Origin of the sequence: Aureimonas frigidaquae (genome assembly GCF_001463905.1) — a bacterium.
Lineage (GTDB): Bacteria > Pseudomonadota > Alphaproteobacteria > Rhizobiales > Rhizobiaceae > Aureimonas > Aureimonas frigidaquae.
The window spans coordinates 141,404-156,730 of sequence record NZ_BBWR01000010.1 but is presented as its reverse complement, the minus strand read 5'-3'; the positions used below and the strand labels follow the sequence as shown (position 1 = coordinate 156,730).

Genomic DNA, 15,327 nt, shown 5'->3' with positions numbered 1-15,327 from the left:
AAGAGCCGACAGCTCCGACATTTCATACCGGGAGGAAGCGATGAAGGGCATCTGCAACACCATGGCGGCGGCAATCGCCGTCTTCGCCACGCAGGCAGCGGCGCAGGAGCTGCGCGTTGCCGTCTATACCGGCAGCCAGCCGCACCTGACGCTGTTGAACGAGCTGGCCGACCGCTTCAAGGAAAAGCATCCGGGCGTCACCGTGCGCTTCGAGACCATTCCGGTCAGCGACTATACGCAGAAATTATCGTTCCAGGTGGGCGGCGGCAATGCGCCGGATGTCGCCTGGATGATGGAGGATGCGGCGCCCGCCTTCGTCGATGCCGGAATCCTGATGGATCTGGGCCCCACGCTTGCTGCCTACCCGGACTACGACCTGGCCGACTATACCGACCTGTCCATGGCGCTCTGGCGCGATGGCGATGCCGTCTGGGGAATTCCCTTTTCCACATCGCCCTTCCTGATTTTCTACAACAAGGACATGTTCGACAAGGCCGGTCTCGAGGATCCCATGCAGCTTGCGAAGAAGGGCGCATGGACGATGGACGCCTTCCAGGACTCCGCCCGCAAGCTCGTCGCGGCCAATCCGGGCAAATGGGGTTTTGAGTTCAAGGATGGGGAGGGTTACGGCGCGCGCATGACGCATGCCCTCCTGCCGTCGATCCGGGCCTATGGCGGCGATCTGTGGCAGGACGGCACATGCGGCCTCGACAGTCCGGCGGCGGTCCGGGCCGTCCAGCAGCTCCACGACATGATCTTCGTCGACCGCACCATCGTTCCGCCGGGCGAGCAGGGGGACTATTTCTCCGGCAACTCGGCCATGACCGTGAACCAGATCTCGCGCGTTTCCAAAATGCCGGAAGCTGGCTTCAACTGGGGCATCGCGCCCCTGCCGTCCGGTCCCGACGGCGAAGCGCCAGTGATCGGGCAGGCGGGTTTCGTGGTGTTCGACACCAGCCCGCACAAGGAACTGGCGGCCGAGCTCGTCGCGACCATGACCGACAAGGCCTCTGTCGCCGCTCTGTCGCGCTTCTTCCCGCCGGCCCGCGCCAGCGTCCTGTCGAGCCCGGCCTTCGTGAACCAGAATCCGGCCTTGTCGCCCGAGCAGATGGACGTGGTGGCGCATGCGATCCAGAACGGGCGCGTCCACCCGGCCCATGAGAAGGTGCCGCAGATCCTGGCGGCGATGAAGCCGAGGGTCGATGCCGTCTGGCGCGCGGATGCCGATGTCGGCGCCTCGCTCAAGGCCGTCTGCGCGGCCGTCCAGCCCCTGTTGTGAGGTCGACCGTGCGTGCAACCGGCATGACCGACACCGCAAGCGTCTCCCGCCTGAGCCTGCGCCGCCGGGAGACGCTGGAGGGCTGGCTCTTCGTCAGCCCGACCGTGATCGGCTTTCTGATCTTCTTCCTCGGCCCGCTCATCGCCATCTTCGTCTATGCCATGTCGGACTGGAATTTCCTGTCCGGCGAGGCGATGTTCGTCGGCCTTGCCAATTTCGAGGACGCGCTCTTTCAAAATCCCGACTTCTGGCACGTCGTGCGCAACTCCGCCGTCTTCGCACTCGGGCTGGTGCCGCTGAATGTCGCCCTGGCGCTGTTTCTGGCGGTGGCGCTGGCACGGCCCTTCCGGGGCGTCATCCTGTTCAGGACCATCTTCTTCGCGCCCGTCATCACCTCGGCCATCGCATGGGCCATCGTCTGGCGCTTCATGCTCCAGGGCGAAAGCGGTGCGGTCAATCAGCTCCTGGCCTATCTGGGCATCGCAGGGCCGAACTGGCTGCGCGAGCCCAACTGGGCCATGGCCGCCGTCATCGTCACCCGCGTGATCAAGATGGTGGGGCTCAACATGATCCTCTACATCGCGGCGCTCCAGTCGATCCCGCGCGATTACGAGGAAGCGGCCGGGCTGGAGGGCGCGTCGCGCTGGCAGATCTTCCGGATGATCACCCTGCCGCTGCTGGCCCCCACGACGCTGGTCATTACCGTCCTGACCACGATCGGCTCCTTCAAGGTCTTCGACCACATCTACCAGATGACCGGCGGCGGCCCGGAAAACGGAACGCTGGTCCTGGCCTTCTACATCTACCAGCAGGGCTTCCAGTTCTTCGATATCGGCTATGCCTCGGCGCTGGCCATGATCATGTTCGTCATCGTGATGGCGCTGACGATCGTCCAGGTGCTCCTGCGGCGCAAGGAGGCTGCATGAGCCGTCACCGCCTGTACCGCGCCGCCTGGACGGCAAGCCTATCGCTGCTGGCCGTTCCCTTCGTCTTCCCGTTCCTGTGGATGGTGTCCGGAGGCTTCAAGAGCGTCACCGAAATCTTCGGCGCGCCGAGCCTCATCCCGCGGGTCTGGCGCTACGAGAACTTCGTCGAGGTCTTCTCCTATCAGCCCTTCGCGCAGCAATATTTCAACTCCCTGTATATTGCGGCGGTCGTCACCCTCCTGACGCTGGTGATCGCCTCGCTCGCCGGCTATGCGCTGGCTCGGATCCGCTTCGGCGGGGCAGGGCTCTTGATGCTTCTCCTCGTCATGGCGCTGATGGTGCCGGACGAGGTCACGATCATCCCCAATTTCTTCCTGATCCGGTGGCTCGGGCTGGTCGATACGCATTGGCCGCTGATCCTCCTGCCGGTCTTCGGCTCGCAGGGCGTCGTGGCGACCTTCCTGATGCGGCAGTATTTCCTGGCTCTGCCCAAGGAGCTCGAGGAAGCCGCCAAGATGGACGGGCTGACGCGGCTCGGCATCTGGTGGAAGGTGGCGTTGCCCATGTCGCGGCCGGCGCTGGCGGCCGTTGCCATCATCACCTTCCTGAACTCCTGGAACCTGTTCCTGGAGCCGTTGATCTTCCTCAGCTCGCTGGAGAACTTCACCCTGCCGCTCGCTCTGTCGAACTTCAACGACAGCTACGGCCTGCCCCTCTGGAACCTGCAGCTCGCCGCAACGACGATCGCCGTCATTCCGGTGCTGATCATCTACCTGATAGCGCAACGCCAGATCGTCGAAAGCTTCGCGCTGTCCGGCGTGAAAGGTTGAGGACCGCCATGGCCCATCTGCATCTGAAAGACATCCGCAAATCCTTCGGCTCGGCCGAGATCATCCGCGGCATCGACCTCGACATCGCGGATGGCGAATTCGTCGTCTTCGTCGGCCCGTCGGGCTGCGGCAAATCCACCCTCCTGCGCCTGATCGCCGGCCTGGAGGATATCAGCGGCGGCGCGCTTTCGATCGGCGAGCGCGTGGTCAACGACGTGGCCGCCTCGGCACGGGGCGTGGCCATGGTGTTCCAGTCCTACGCGCTCTACCCGCACCTTACCGTGCGGGAAAACATGGCCTTCGGCCTGAAGGTGCGCAAAGTCCCGCGCGCCGAGCGCGAAAGGGCGGTCGCCGGCGCAGCCGACCTTTTGAAGCTGGATTCACTCCTGGACCGCTACCCGCGGCAATTGTCCGGCGGGCAGCGCCAGCGCGTGGCGATCGGGCGGGCGATCGTCGCCGAACCGCAGGTCTTCCTGTTCGACGAGCCGCTGTCCAACCTCGATGCCGAACTGCGCGTCCATATGCGTTCCGAGATCGCGGATCTGCACCAACGCGTGTCCACGACCATGATCTACGTGACCCATGACCAGGTCGAGGCGATGACGCTGGCCGACAAGATCGTCGTCCTGCGCGACGGGCGGATCGAACAGGTCGGAACCCCGCGCCAGCTCTACGAGGCGCCGGCCAACGTCTTCGTCGCGCAGTTCATCGGCAGCCCCAAGATGAATGTCCTGGACATCGCGACGGCACAGCCGCTCGCAGCTGCCGCCACGCCCCCGGCCGCGGCCACGCGCTGCGGCATCCGCCCGGACCATCTGCACCTGGCCGGCGAGGCCATGCCCGGACTGCCCGGCACGGTGGCGCTGGCAGAGTATCTCGGCGCCGAAACGCTGCTGCATGTCCGGCTTGCCTCCGGCGACATCTGCCTCGCCCTCGACCGCGCGGCGCAGGCTCCGCGCATCGGCTCCAACGTCGTCCTGGCCTGCGGGCCGGAGCATCTGCACTTCTTCGATGCGGAAGGCGAGGCGTTGCGGGAGCGGTAGGGTGCCCCGTACGGGCGTATTAGCCCGACGGGGCGTGACATGGGATCACGTGCCGCGTTGGCCGAAGCGAGCCTAGACGAAGGCTGCCCAGGAACTTGCGTCTTCAGTTCCGGCACGGATTGGCCATAACCCTTCAGTGATGACGACTTCTACGTTCTTGCCCTGCAGGAGCTTAGCCTGGGCCCGCACCTTAGGTGATAACTTGGTCATCGTCTTGCTCGTTACAGCCCCGTCATCGCAAGAGTGACAGCCATCGACAAATCCGGGCCGGTTCATTCACGTGATGTCGATTGTGCCATACAAGCTAAGTCATTTACGCCATTTTCCGATCCTCAATTGACACATGACTCTGCTGCTGGCTAACGAGTGGCACCTACGGAGGCGCAGTCAGCCTCTTACCTTAGCGTGGAGCTCTGACGTGCGCGTTCCTTTTCTACGACCAACGCCACCCCGCCTCAGCAAACTGCCTGAAGCACTCTCGGCAATCGAAGAGTCTGGCATCTACACCAATTATGGCCCAGTCAATTCGGCCTTTGAAACCAATGTCGTAAAATCACTATTCGCTGGCAGCGGCTCTTGCGTAACTGTCTGCAATGCAACCATCGGACTAATGTCAACTATTGCTGCGGTGACGAACGCAACGGATCCTGCAAGCAATTCGGGTTACGCCTTAATCCCTTCCTTCACTTTCGCAGCGACAGCCCAAGCGGCAATCTGGACCGGGCTGCGCCCTATCTTCTATGACATTGATCCCGACACGTGGCTTCCGTCTAAGGCTCAGGAGGAAGCGCTGCTCGAAAAGTACGGTAGCGAAATTAGGGTCGTCATCCCGTACGCCACATTCGGTCGAGGCCTCGATATCGCGCACTACGAGAACCTGCGGAATCGCTTCTCAGTGCCAGTCGTCGTTGATGCTGCGGCTTCATTGGGCGGAAGAGACCGACATGGCCGGCAAGTGGGTTATGGGTCTGACATACCTTTCGTATATTCGCTTCATGCGACCAAAACGTTCTCGACCGCAGAAGGTGGTCTGATCTATAGCGCCGACGCAGCTCTTATCCACCAAATACGAATAATGGGGAACTTCGGCTTCGAAAAGCCGCGTAACTCCTCAATGCTTGGCCTTAACTCGAAGATGCCCGAAGTAATCGCCTTGTTGGCTCAAGAGCGGCTGAATGTACTCCCCGCTGTCGTGGCTAGCCGCCAGCGTGTTGCCGAGGCGTACAAAAATGGCATAAACGATCTGACGTTCCAGAACGAAGAAGGCGATCAGGTAGCGTATCAATTTTTCCCAGCTCTGGTTCCAGAATCTTTGTCATCAAAACGAGATATAATAGTAGATAAATTAGCTCAGATGGGAGTTGGCGTTGCTAAATATTTTAGCCCCCACCTTTATGAGCAGCCTTACTTTCAAGAATTCTCCTTAGAGACTGAATTGCAATTCACAAACTCGGTTTCAAGCCGGATTATTTCTCTGCCAATATACGACCAGATCACAGAAATTGAAGTGAAGTATATTATTGACTGCATCAACCAGGTGATTTCCGAATTACGGGAGGAGCGGCATTGAAACTGCATCTTGGTAGTGGTCCTATAAGACTGGACGAATGGATCAATATCGATCTTGATTCTCCGGCCGCTGATGTACTCATGGATTTGCGAAAACCATTACCGTACGCGGACAGATCAATCGACTACGTTTTCGCGGAGCACTTTATCGAGCACATATCACGCCCTGAAGCGGTAGCGCTTCTAAAGGAGTGTCGACGCGTTCTGAATCCTACGGGTGTAATTCGTTTATCTACGCCGGACATCCAGCACATCATAGACGCATATACCAGAAACGACGTCGGACGCTGGGGGAACCTGTGGCAACCTAGAAACCGTTGCCACCTTCTCAATGAAGCATTCTATAACTGGGGTCATAGGTTCCTCTACGATGCCGATGAATTGCGATTGCTGTTAAGCGAAGCTGGATTTTCAGACATTCAATTTGTTCCGTGGCGGGAAAGCTCGTTTGCCGCTCTGAATAATATCGAGTGCCGGCCGTTTAACCATGAGCTTATTATCGAGGCCTCGGGCGAAGCGGCGTCCTAATGGAAAATATTTCGAAAGAGCCCAGTTCCGAACCGTATAGACGGCAGATAATTTACGGTGCGGGCGGCCATGCTCGCGAACTCGCTTTCCAGCTCAAGCAGGCGGGGCATGACGTCGTTGCGTTCGTTGACGATATCTCGCCATCTGGGTCAGCGGATCATTTGCCAATTCTTTCTTTCTCTGAAGCAGATCAAGCTTTCAGAGATGCCGAATGGCATATTGCCATTGGTAATATTTCTGCGAAGCGACGGCTGGCCGCCAAAATCATCAAGAATAACAACTACTTGGGCAGCTTCGTGAGTCCAAATGCTATTGTTAGTGGATCCGCACAGATCATGGCGCCGGCGCAAATATTTGCGAACACAGTTGTTTCAGCAAACACGCGCATTGAGCCTTTTGCAGTCCTGCACTTCGGAACGATTGTAGCTCATGACGTAACGGTCGGTGAATTCAGCTTTCTAGCTCCACGGACGACGGTGGCGGGGCACGTTATCATTGGGCGCGACTGCTGGCTTGGCGTAGGCTGCACCATAATAAATGGCTCATCAGAGGCCCAAATCCTGATCGGAAACGGTGCTACTGTTGGCGCTGGCGCCTGCGTTGTCAAAGACGTCAGAGCGGGTGATACGGTCGCTGGGGTTCCAGCTCGACCGTTGATGTCCCGAACAATAGAGCAGTAAAGCTGGCTGAAGGTGGGAACCATCATGAATGACATCACTGTTCTTATACCGACTTACAACCATAGTCGCTTTATTAAGAAGGCTCTGGACAGCGTCACGCAACAGAGCCTCTTTCGGTCATTAGTGATTGTCGTTTCCGACGATAAGTCGCGCGACGATACGTTCGAAAAGTCTCTTGAGTTTGCGAAGCCGTACGACAATATCAGCGTTATTAGTAATGACCATAATCTAGGGATTATGCGTCACTATAAGAGCCTTATCGATAGAGTTAACACACCGTATGTAGCAATACTCGAAGGCGACGATTATTGGATTAACGAGCGGAAGCTTGATGAGCAGCTTCGATTGATGAAGCTTAATGAGAAGATGGAGTGCGCGTTCACGGGTTACCGCTTGGACTTTCAGGGAGCGGCGCCTGACGCTTTAGGGCCAAGCGGCTTTCCGCAGAACAGGCATAGGTTGGTGTATTTTCCAGAGCTTTTGCAAGAGAACATTGTAGCCACTTTTTCGACCTGCCTCTACCGTACGGAAGCGATACGTGACCTGATGTCAGTTCCGAGCATCCAAGATGGCTATGATTGGCTGATTAATCTGGTTTTGGCGGCAAGAAGCCCTCTCGGCTTCCTGGGGCGACATGGAACGAATTACCGCGTGCACCCATCCGGGACTTGGAGTCGCATGAGCGAGAGTGAGAGGAAAGGCATGCTTCTGTCGACGCTGCATCATGCGCGAGAATTGGTATCGGCACATTGGAAATCGCTTATTGATGCGCGCATAAAGCAGATGGAGGTTAAATAATGCCCAAAGTTTCAATCGTCGTTCCGTCGTACAATCACTCTGCCTTCATCAGAAGTGCATTGACATCACTATTAAACCAAAGTGTTCAGGATATTGAAGTCATTGTAGTTGACGACGCGTCATCTGATAGTACCATAGAGGTCATTAAGGAATTCAGCGATCCCCGTTTGAAAACATGCTACCTACAAAAGAACGTCGGTGCCTGTGAGGCGATGAATATCGCTATATCGATGTGTACCGCCGATTACATTGGGGTATGTAATTCGGACGATATATGGGAGCTCGACAAATTAGAGCGCCAGATACCTGTCCTCGATGAGCACGATGATATCGCTGCAGTTTTCTCAAATGTGACTTGGATTGATGATGACGGCGATCTGCTCGAAGGAGCGGAGCTGCCAGCGTTTTCCGATGTATTTGCGCAGCCAAATAGGTCCAGATTTGAATGGCTAAAAAGGCTTATTGAAGAGGGGAACTGCCTTTGTCACCCCTCTGTCCTGCTGCGTCGTGAACTTTACGCTCAGCTTGGCGGCTATAACAATTATTTGCGCCAATTGCCGGATCTCGATATGTGGCTTCGAGTTCTGCAGCGCTACGAGATATTTGTTATGCCCGAACGCCTCGTTCGGTTTCGGATACACACGAACAACACCAGCACCCCAAATCCAGCAAACAGTATACGATCTATTAATGAACATGCACTGATCGCGCGCCGATTCTTTAATCTCCTGACCGCTGAAAATTTCCATTCGACATTTGGATTCTCCAGCATCCGGTCGTTTGATAACGTGACAAGCGAACCTGATCATATACTTCGCAATGAAATTGCGGAGTATCTAATTAAATCCGAGGGGGTCTATTCGCTGATCTTCAACCAGATCGGGTTCGACATGATGTTTTCGTTATCCGTCGAAGGCAACGCGAAGAAGATTTCGTCCCTCCCCTTTCAATCTGCTACGGCTGGTCGAACCCCGTGGCTTCCGATTGAAGGCTACGACGCGAAGAGATCCATTGTCAGTGCTACAGAGCCGTTAGCGATCGGCGCGGGAATGCAGCCTATGGACGCGGTCGGCACTACGAGAACCGTCGATCTTGCACGCATCGTAGTGGGGCGCCTGGGATTTCGGCTAAAGCACGCGGTACGCCCTAAAAATCGTCATTGATATACGTGCCGCCGCAACGCGGTCGGCTGTCGCAAAAGCCATTTGGCGAATTGAAGCTCCGCTCGATATGAAAGCCGGGCTCGACGTCCACCTGTTCCACCGCACCACGAGGAGCCTGGCGCTGACCGAGGATGGGCCCCGCTGTTACGAGCGTTGCGTACGGGCGAGGGCATGCCCGGGCTGCCCGGCACGGTGGCGCTGGCAGAGTATCTCGGCGCCGAAACGCTGCTGCATGTCCGGCTTGCCTCCGGCGACATCTGCCTCGCCCTCGACCGCGCGGCGCAGGCTCCGCGCATCGGCTCCAACGTCGTCCTGGCCTGCGGGCCGGAGCATCTGCACTTCTTCGATGCGGAAGGCGGGGCGTTGCGGGAGCGGTAGGGTGCCCCGTACGGGCGTGTTAGCCCGACGGGGCGTGACATGGGATCGCGTGCCGCGTTGGCCGAAGCGAGGCTAGCCAACGGTTACCCGAGGAGTGGCGTTTCCAGTTCCGCGTTAAATTGGCGGATCAAACGCGTCAGAAAACTGGCAACCACTCGAAGCCTGGGCGATTGAGCGAGGTCCGAATTGGACAGCGAGCCAAATTTCCTGGTCGAGGCCAAGATTGCCTTGCAGCAGACAAGGCCGTTCAGTCGCCCGACAAAACGCGGAAGCGCCGCCACTACGACACCGCAATGGAGATCAGACCAGATCGATGACGATCTTGCCGAACGCCCCGCGGTCGAGGTGATCGAGCGCGGCCGGCAGTTCGGCGAGCGGGTAGCGCCGGTCTATCACCGGCTTTAGCCCCGTGCGATCCACCATGGCGACCAGGTCCTCCAGAGCGCTGCGATGGCCGACGCCGATGCCCTGCACGGTCAGGTTCTTCAACATCAGCGGCCCGACCGGGGCCGCGACCTCGAACCCCTCCAGAACGCCGATCTGGTGGATGCGCCCTCCGATCGCGGCGGCTTGCACCGCCTTGCCGAGATGCGCTCCGCCGACCAGTTCGAGGATATGGTCCGCGCCGTGATCGTCTGTGACACGGTAAACCGCTTCCACCCAGTCTTCCGCGGTTCGGTCTATGCCATGATCGGAGCCGAGCGCCTTCACCCGCGCCAGCTTCTCCGCGCTGCCCGAGACGACGATTGTCTGTGCTCCATGTGCCTTGGCAATCTGCAGGCCGAACAGTGCGACGCCGCCCGTGCCCTCGATCAGCACGATCTCCCCGGCTTGGAGCATGCCCTTCTCGATCAGGGCGAACCACGCCGTCAGGCCGGCACATGGCAAGGTGCTGGCTTGCGCCAGGTCGAGCGAGGCCGGCGCATGAACCAGCCATTCTTCGGGAAACACGACGTACTGTGCAAGCACGCCCGGATAAACCCCGCCGAGCGTCTTATACGGCGGAATCCGGGCGCTGCCGAGCGGGGCGCTGTCGATCCAGCCCGGCATGAAGGTCGAGATCACCTTGTCGCCTTGGGCAAAGCGCGTGACACCCTCGCCGGCGGCGCTCACGGTTCCGGCAAGATCGGAGCCGGGTGTGAAGGGAAATTCGAGCGGCAGGCCCATGCCGCTGTCGATCACCAGCTTGTCACGATAGTTGAGCGACACCGCCGACACTTTCACCAGAACCTCGCCGGCCTGGGGCATCGGCACAGGCGCGGTCTTCAGCGCCAGCCTTTCGCGACCGATTTCGTCCATTTCCCAACGCTGCATTGTGTCTGACATTGTCTATCCTTTGGATATGTTTGACGTAAGCAGACTAACGTTGAATGCTGCACTCCAAGAGTGATAATTTATCGCGACGTTGGTTCCTTATGGGCAACAATCATGAGTGACATGTTGAACGGTGTGGATGTGTTCGTTGCGGCGGTGGAGACCGGCAGCTTCGCCGCTGCGGCCGGGCGCCTGCATCTGACGCGATCGGCAGTTGCAAAAACCATCAGCCGAATGGAAGCCCGGCTCGACGTCCGCCTGTTCCACCGCACCACGAGGAGCCGGCGCTGACCGAGGATGGGCAGGGCTATTACGAGCGTTGCGTGCGGGCACTCGATGAGCTGCGCGCCGGCGAGGCGGCTCTCGATTCGGGTCGGAATGAGGCGGCAGGGCGTCTGCGCGTCTCCATGCCGGTGCAATTTGGGCGGCGCTGCGTTGCGCCGGTGCTGGCGCGGCTGGCGGCGGCGCACCCCAAGCTCGAGCTCAACCTGTCGTTCAGCGACCGGCCTGTCGACCTGATCGAGGACGGCATCGACCTTGCGATCCGCAACGGCGATATTGGAGACGGCGCCGGGCTGATGACCCGTACCGTTGGCCTGCAACGTATGACGGTTTGCGCGGCACCGGCCTATCTCGACACGTTCGGCCGTCCGCAGAGCCTCGACGACCTTCCAGCCCATCGCGCGGTCGTCTATGGCCGGGCCGGACGGATCAAGGCGTGGCAGTTCCCGGTCGACGACCGGACGCTTCGAGAGGCGACCCCTCCGAGCCGACTGCGCTTCGACGACCTTGAAGCGATCGCCGACGCCGCTGAGGCCGGCTACGGGCTGGCCTGGTTGCCGTGCTGGTTGATCCGCGACCGTGTCCGGACCGGCGCGCTCGTCCCCTTGCTCGAAAACACGCCGCGTCTCGTATTCCGCTCCCACGCGCTATGGCCGGCGACGCCGCATCTGCCGCTGCGCGTGCGCTTTGCAATCGACGCGCTCGCCGCGGCGCTACCAGGGAGCGCGGAGCTGTAATCGGGCGACGCCAGATCGGAGCGCCGACGGCGGCGTGAGGTTTGTGAAATCGCCGAAGACGCGCGTGTCATAAGTTCGATCGAACGCAGCATCAGCCACCGGGCGGCCGAGACGAACATGGAAATCAACTCACTTTGCCGTTCAGCGCAAGGAAGTCGAGCAGTGCCCTGACGCGGGATGGCAGTGGGCCGCCTTGGCCGACATAGACGGCATGAATGCCTCCGTCTCGCCGGTGTCGAGGTGATCGAGGACCGGAACCAGACGCCGGCGGCGATGTCCTTGCGGACCGTGAAAGCCGCGAGACGCGCCAGACCGGTGCCGGCGAGCGCCAGATGACGAAGACCTTCGCCATCGCTCGCCTGCACGCGGCCGATCGCAGGTACGAAAATGGTTTCACCCTTCTGGCGAAGCGGCCAGCCGTCGACGGCGCGGGCAGAGCCGAAGCCGAGGCGATTGTGCCCTTCCGGATCGGCAATACTGTGCGGTTCGCCGCAGCGTTCCAGATAGGACGGCGCGGCGACGATCATCCGTGTTGTCTCTCCGAGTACCCAGCTCCGCATGGGACACCGCACTGGCGAGACATGACGCAGGATCGGGCGAGCCCGATGTGCCGGTTGGGGAGGCTTCCTGGCGTCAGCTGCGCCCGTCGGATCGCCCCATTTGCTGGCCCACTTGGTAGCCTTGGTCAATGTCGTTCGTTGGACCGTACTGCGGAGGTTGTGGTGGGCAGCTCGGGACAGCCGAAGCCGATATCGATGATGGGCTCGTTTGGTTGTAGCCGTTCATGTAGCCATTGGTGAAGCCCATGCAGAACGCATCACGGTTACCGGTCTGCGGCTGGTTCAGTTTCGACAGCATCTGCTGATCGAATTCGGACTCTTTGCGTCGCTCGGTTTGTGCCCACATCCGGCATTGTACATATGTGTCGCTTCCGGGCGAGGCTCCAATGGACTTGCAGCGGTTATCATCTGCCTGCTCGTTAGAAACGCAACCAGCAAGGACTGCAAAAACGAGGCAGGACAATACCGAACTGCGCATTCGTAACCTCACTCATCGCGCTGCCGCTTCAGTAACATCTAAGGTGGGCAGCACAGATGGGAAGTATCTCAAACTTTGCCAGTCAACCATCGTCACCATACTCAGGGTCGTGCTGTCTCTGCCGACCGCGAGGGAAGGGCGCCCCTTCCATCGTCGCGATTGTGCTGCAAATGACCCAGAAGTGGAGTCCAGCGGCCGTGGAGCGGGTTCCGCGCAGAATTCACGAAAGCGGGCTGACCATAGCTGCGCCGCTGAGGATGTGAGCGGGCCGGAAGGATACGCAACGGTCAAAACTTGTGTGCCGTGGGAACAGAATGATCCACGCCACCTTGTTCCAGTACGAAGATCCGGAGACGCCCATGACTTACCCTATCAATGGCAGAAGGTCCTTTTCGGGGGCGGTGCACGGCAACCTACTGAGCTTTCCGATAGCGCTTTTCACAATGGCGCTCGCCTGTGACATTGCCTACCTCAACACTGCTGAGATCCAGTGGACCAACTTCGCAAGCTGGGCGATCGCCGGAGCACTCCTGTTCGGTGGATTGGTGGCCGCCTGGGCGCTTGTCGACTGGCTTTTCAAGCTCCGACGCGCTGACAGCTCCAGCCGTCTTTTCTATTTCGCAGTCGTTGCTCTCATGTGGCTTCTTGGCCTCGTCAACGCGTTCCATCATGCGCGGGATGCTTGGAGTTCCGTTGGCACTATGGGCGTCGGCCTGTCGGCTGCCACCACCATCCTCGCGCTCATCGCAGGCTGGATGTTTTTTTCCCGAACCGCACGCTTGGAAGCAGCTCGATGACCCGAACGTTTCTGATGACTGCCGTCGCCTCGCTGGTACTCACGGGCTGCAGCGAAAGTGACCCTTCCCTCAACCAGGTTGGCGCAACGCCCGATCTTCCGGGGGTAAACGAGACGCTGATCCCGCCGATGAAAATTGCCGAGCCCGCCGGGTGGAACGGAGAGGTTCCGACCGTTCCGGAAGGGTTCGCAATCAATGCATTGGCGAGCGACCTTCTGATCCCCAGGCAGATGCTCGTTCTCCCCAACGGGGATATCCTGGTTGCAGAGGGGCGCGGCGGTAATGCGCCGGCGCTTCGCCCCAAGGATGTCATTGCCGGCTACATCAAGAAGCAGGGCAACACGCAGGTTGAGAGCGGCAACCGCATTACTCTTCTGCGCGATGCAGATAATGACGGCACGCCGGAAATCAGAAGCGTCTTCATCGACAATCTGAACGCGCCCTATGGTTTGGCCTACGTCGACGGCGCAATCTATGTCGCCAATCAGGACGCGCTTATGCGCTTCCCATACCAGGAGGGGCAGACGGAGATTGCGGTGCCGGGCGAGGAAGTGGCCAAGCTGCCTTCGGCAATCAATCACCACTGGACAAAGTCGCTCGCAGCCAGCGCTGACGGATCGAAGCTCTATGTTGGCATCGGCTCGAACAGCAATGTCGGAGAGCGCGGCATGGACGTGGAGGAGGAGCGGGCCGTCGTCTGGGAGATCGATCGCCTGACCGGCGCAACCCGCACGATCGCGCGTGGCATCCGCAACCCGACTGCGCTGGCGATAGAGCCCACGAGCAACAGCCTGTGGGCCGTGGTGAACGAGCGCGACGAGCTCGGGCCGCAGTTGGTGCCGGATTATCTGACGTCGGTGCGTGATGGCGCATTCTACGGCTGGCCATACAGCTATTGGGGCAAGAACCTCGACCCTCGCGTTCATCCGCAGAAGCCCGAACTCGTCGATACGGCCATTGCGCCTGATTACGCGCTCGGCTCCCACGTCGCGGCGCTGGGATTGTCATTCGCGACGGATAATGGCTTTGGCGGAGATTTCTCACAAGGCGCCTTCATCGGCGAACATGGAAGCTGGAACCGTCAGGACCCCTCGGGTTACAAGGTTGTCTGGGTACCGTTCGAACAGGGTCAACCGGCTGGCGACCCTGTCGATTTCGCTACCGGATTCCACATCGAAGGCGGTGAGACGCGAGGTCGCCCGGTTGGCGTTACCTTCGATCCGACCAAGCGCATCCTGCTGATCGCCGACGACCTTTCCAACACGATCTGGCGTGTTTCTCAGGACCCGCAGACCCAGGCATCGCGTTAAGGGGCGATGGTGTCAGCGTCGCCTCAGGGCACCGATAGACGGCTCGTCTGCGACCGTAGTTCGATGAGATAAGCAGCACAGTACGGACATAATGCGAATGGCTAGGCGATGCGGTTCTCCGCATCGCAGGTTGACAGTGCACGCATCAGGCTACCGGTGCGCTCCTGATTCATCGCCTGGCCAATCGATCCTGACACAATGATGGATACCGTCCGAGCGTTCGGTGGAATGGGTGACGGTCGTCAAATGAACCGAGGCGGTTCGAGTTAGGATGATTGCGTTCAGGTAACCGCCAAACCGCTCAACTGGAGTGGGGAGCGGACCGATGGCTTTCGGCCCGCTAAAAAACCGAAGAAGATCAAACGTTCGCTGCTGTGTTCCGGTGGTGTTTATGGATGGGGGAGCCGCGCGTCGCTGGCGGTGCAATAACATCCCCCGAAATGTGCAAGTTCAATATTTGCAGCGATTTCAGTGAGATGAATGGCGCGCCCGAAAGGATTCGAACCTCTGACCCCCAGATTCGTAGTCTGGTGCTCTATCCAGCTGAGCTACGGGCGCATCCGGTAAAGTCAGGGTTTGTGGGCCCCGCGACCGGTGTGAGCGGTTCCTAGCGGCTCGTTGCGGGGAAAGCAAGTCGCCTGTTTGAAAAAATGAT

At 59.4% G+C, this 15,327-nt stretch carries 14 protein-coding genes, 1 tRNA gene and 2 pseudogenes; 13 read left to right on the top strand and 4 right to left on the bottom strand.

Going from position 1 to position 15,327, the window contains the following annotated elements; all coding sequences use genetic code 11:
* Window positions 1-40: 40 nt before the first annotated feature.
* The 10 genes from AUL30_RS11400 to AUL30_RS11365 all read left to right on the top strand — a co-directional run bounded on the left by AUL30_RS11400 (window position 41) and on the right by AUL30_RS11365 (window position 9,194).
* Window positions 41-1,279, top strand: a complete 1,239-nt coding sequence (locus AUL30_RS11400; RefSeq protein WP_062228004.1) for an ABC transporter substrate-binding protein — start codon at window positions 41-43, stop codon at window positions 1,277-1,279.
* A gap of 23 nt (window positions 1,280-1,302) precedes the next feature.
* Window positions 1,303-2,205 carry a carbohydrate ABC transporter permease gene (locus AUL30_RS11395; RefSeq protein WP_062228003.1) on the top strand — a complete coding sequence of 301 codons (903 nt, stop codon included), beginning with the start codon at window positions 1,303-1,305 and terminating at the stop codon, window positions 2,203-2,205.
* Entirely contained in the window at window positions 2,202-3,035 is an 834-nt protein-coding gene (locus AUL30_RS11390; protein ID WP_062228002.1) for a carbohydrate ABC transporter permease, read from the top strand. Before AUL30_RS11395 ends, AUL30_RS11390 begins: the two co-directional genes overlap by 4 nt.
* Window positions 3,036-3,043: 8 nt before the next feature.
* Window positions 3,044-4,078, top strand: coding sequence for an ABC transporter ATP-binding protein (locus tag AUL30_RS11385; protein ID WP_062228001.1), 1,035 nt, complete (start codon window positions 3,044-3,046; stop codon window positions 4,076-4,078).
* A gap of 418 nt (window positions 4,079-4,496) precedes the next feature.
* Window positions 4,497-5,648, top strand: coding sequence for a DegT/DnrJ/EryC1/StrS family aminotransferase (locus tag AUL30_RS19410; protein WP_192843058.1), 1,152 nt, complete (start codon window positions 4,497-4,499; stop codon window positions 5,646-5,648).
* On the top strand, window positions 5,645-6,175 hold the full coding sequence (locus AUL30_RS19405) for a class I SAM-dependent methyltransferase (RefSeq protein ID WP_157070097.1): 531 nt from the start codon (window positions 5,645-5,647) through the stop codon (window positions 6,173-6,175). The genes AUL30_RS19410 and AUL30_RS19405 overlap by 4 nt, the downstream gene beginning before the upstream one ends.
* Complete coding sequence (locus AUL30_RS19755) at window positions 6,175-6,855, top strand: NeuD/PglB/VioB family sugar acetyltransferase (RefSeq protein WP_157070095.1); 681 nt, start codon at window positions 6,175-6,177, stop codon at window positions 6,853-6,855. Before AUL30_RS19405 ends, AUL30_RS19755 begins: the two co-directional genes overlap by 1 nt.
* Window positions 6,856-6,879: 24 nt before the next feature.
* Window positions 6,880-7,653 (top strand): glycosyltransferase, encoded by a 774-nt coding sequence (locus AUL30_RS11375; RefSeq protein WP_062227999.1) that lies wholly within the window; start codon window positions 6,880-6,882, stop codon window positions 7,651-7,653.
* Window positions 7,653-8,816 carry a glycosyltransferase gene (locus AUL30_RS19400; RefSeq protein ID WP_083507874.1) on the top strand — a complete coding sequence of 388 codons (1,164 nt, stop codon included), beginning with the start codon at window positions 7,653-7,655 and terminating at the stop codon, window positions 8,814-8,816. The genes AUL30_RS11375 and AUL30_RS19400 overlap by 1 nt, the downstream gene beginning before the upstream one ends.
* 171 nt (window positions 8,817-8,987) lie before the next feature.
* A complete protein-coding gene (locus AUL30_RS11365; RefSeq protein ID WP_157070094.1) occupies window positions 8,988-9,194 on the top strand; it encodes a TOBE domain-containing protein in 207 nt (68 codons plus the stop codon).
* Window positions 9,195-9,494: 300 nt separating this feature from the next.
* On the opposite strand, the gene AUL30_RS11360 is transcribed toward AUL30_RS11365, so the two are convergent.
* A complete protein-coding gene (locus tag AUL30_RS11360; protein ID WP_062227996.1) occupies window positions 9,495-10,520 on the bottom strand; it encodes a zinc-dependent alcohol dehydrogenase family protein in 1,026 nt (341 codons plus the stop codon).
* Window positions 10,521-10,622: 102 nt separating this feature from the next.
* On the opposite strand from AUL30_RS11360, the pseudogene AUL30_RS11355 reads away from it, so the two are divergent.
* Window positions 10,623-11,527: pseudogene (locus AUL30_RS11355) on the top strand (LysR substrate-binding domain-containing protein).
* Window positions 11,528-11,651: 124 nt separating this feature from the next.
* Here the strand turns inward: AUL30_RS11355 and AUL30_RS20125 are convergent.
* Window positions 11,652-12,072 (bottom strand): annotated as a pseudogene (locus AUL30_RS20125) (LysR substrate-binding domain-containing protein); the annotation flags it as partial.
* 88 nt (window positions 12,073-12,160) lie between these two features.
* Window positions 12,161-12,565: a hypothetical protein gene (locus tag AUL30_RS19750; RefSeq protein ID WP_157070092.1), complete on the bottom strand. Its 405-nt coding sequence runs from the start codon at window positions 12,563-12,565 to the stop codon at window positions 12,161-12,163.
* Window positions 12,566-12,879: 314 nt separating this feature from the next.
* Between AUL30_RS19750 and AUL30_RS11350 the strand changes: the two genes are divergently transcribed.
* Together AUL30_RS11350 and AUL30_RS11345 are read left to right on the top strand one after the other, a co-directional pair.
* Window positions 12,880-13,362: a DUF2231 domain-containing protein gene (locus AUL30_RS11350; RefSeq protein WP_202814496.1), complete on the top strand. Its 483-nt coding sequence runs from the start codon at window positions 12,880-12,882 to the stop codon at window positions 13,360-13,362.
* Window positions 13,359-14,672, top strand: a complete 1,314-nt coding sequence (locus tag AUL30_RS11345; protein WP_062227995.1) for a PQQ-dependent sugar dehydrogenase — start codon at window positions 13,359-13,361, stop codon at window positions 14,670-14,672. Before AUL30_RS11350 ends, AUL30_RS11345 begins: the two co-directional genes overlap by 4 nt.
* Before the next feature lie 481 nt (window positions 14,673-15,153).
* On the opposite strand, the gene AUL30_RS11340 is transcribed toward AUL30_RS11345, so the two are convergent.
* Window positions 15,154-15,230, bottom strand: a tRNA-Arg gene (locus tag AUL30_RS11340).
* Window positions 15,231-15,327 lie beyond the last annotated feature (97 nt).

What these genes read in the sequence shown, in the direction of transcription:
- AUL30_RS11400 (WP_062228004.1), top strand. Translation starts at nt 41, where the DNA reads ATGAAGGGCATCTGCAACACCATGGCGGCGGCAATCGCCGTCTTCGCC.
- AUL30_RS11395 (WP_062228003.1), top strand. Translation starts at nt 1,303, where the DNA reads ATGACCGACACCGCAAGCGTCTCCCGCCTGAGCCTGCGCCGCCGGGAG.
- AUL30_RS11390 (WP_062228002.1), top strand. Translation starts at nt 2,202, where the DNA reads ATGAGCCGTCACCGCCTGTACCGCGCCGCCTGGACGGCAAGCCTATCG.
- AUL30_RS11385 (WP_062228001.1), top strand. Translation starts at nt 3,044, where the DNA reads ATGGCCCATCTGCATCTGAAAGACATCCGCAAATCCTTCGGCTCGGCC.
- AUL30_RS19755 (WP_157070095.1), top strand. Translation starts at nt 6,175, where the DNA reads ATGGAAAATATTTCGAAAGAGCCCAGTTCCGAACCGTATAGACGGCAG.
- AUL30_RS11375 (WP_062227999.1), top strand. Translation starts at nt 6,880, where the DNA reads ATGAATGACATCACTGTTCTTATACCGACTTACAACCATAGTCGCTTT.
- AUL30_RS19400 (WP_083507874.1), top strand. Translation starts at nt 7,653, where the DNA reads ATGCCCAAAGTTTCAATCGTCGTTCCGTCGTACAATCACTCTGCCTTC.
- AUL30_RS11365 (WP_157070094.1), top strand. Translation starts at nt 8,988, where the DNA reads ATGCCCGGGCTGCCCGGCACGGTGGCGCTGGCAGAGTATCTCGGCGCC.
- AUL30_RS11360 (WP_062227996.1), bottom strand. Translation starts at nt 10,520, where the DNA reads ATGTCAGACACAATGCAGCGTTGGGAAATGGACGAAATCGGTCGCGAA.
- AUL30_RS19750 (WP_157070092.1), bottom strand. Translation starts at nt 12,565, where the DNA reads ATGCGCAGTTCGGTATTGTCCTGCCTCGTTTTTGCAGTCCTTGCTGGT.
- AUL30_RS11350 (WP_202814496.1), top strand. Translation starts at nt 12,880, where the DNA reads ATGATCCACGCCACCTTGTTCCAGTACGAAGATCCGGAGACGCCCATG.
- AUL30_RS11345 (WP_062227995.1), top strand. Translation starts at nt 13,359, where the DNA reads ATGACCCGAACGTTTCTGATGACTGCCGTCGCCTCGCTGGTACTCACG.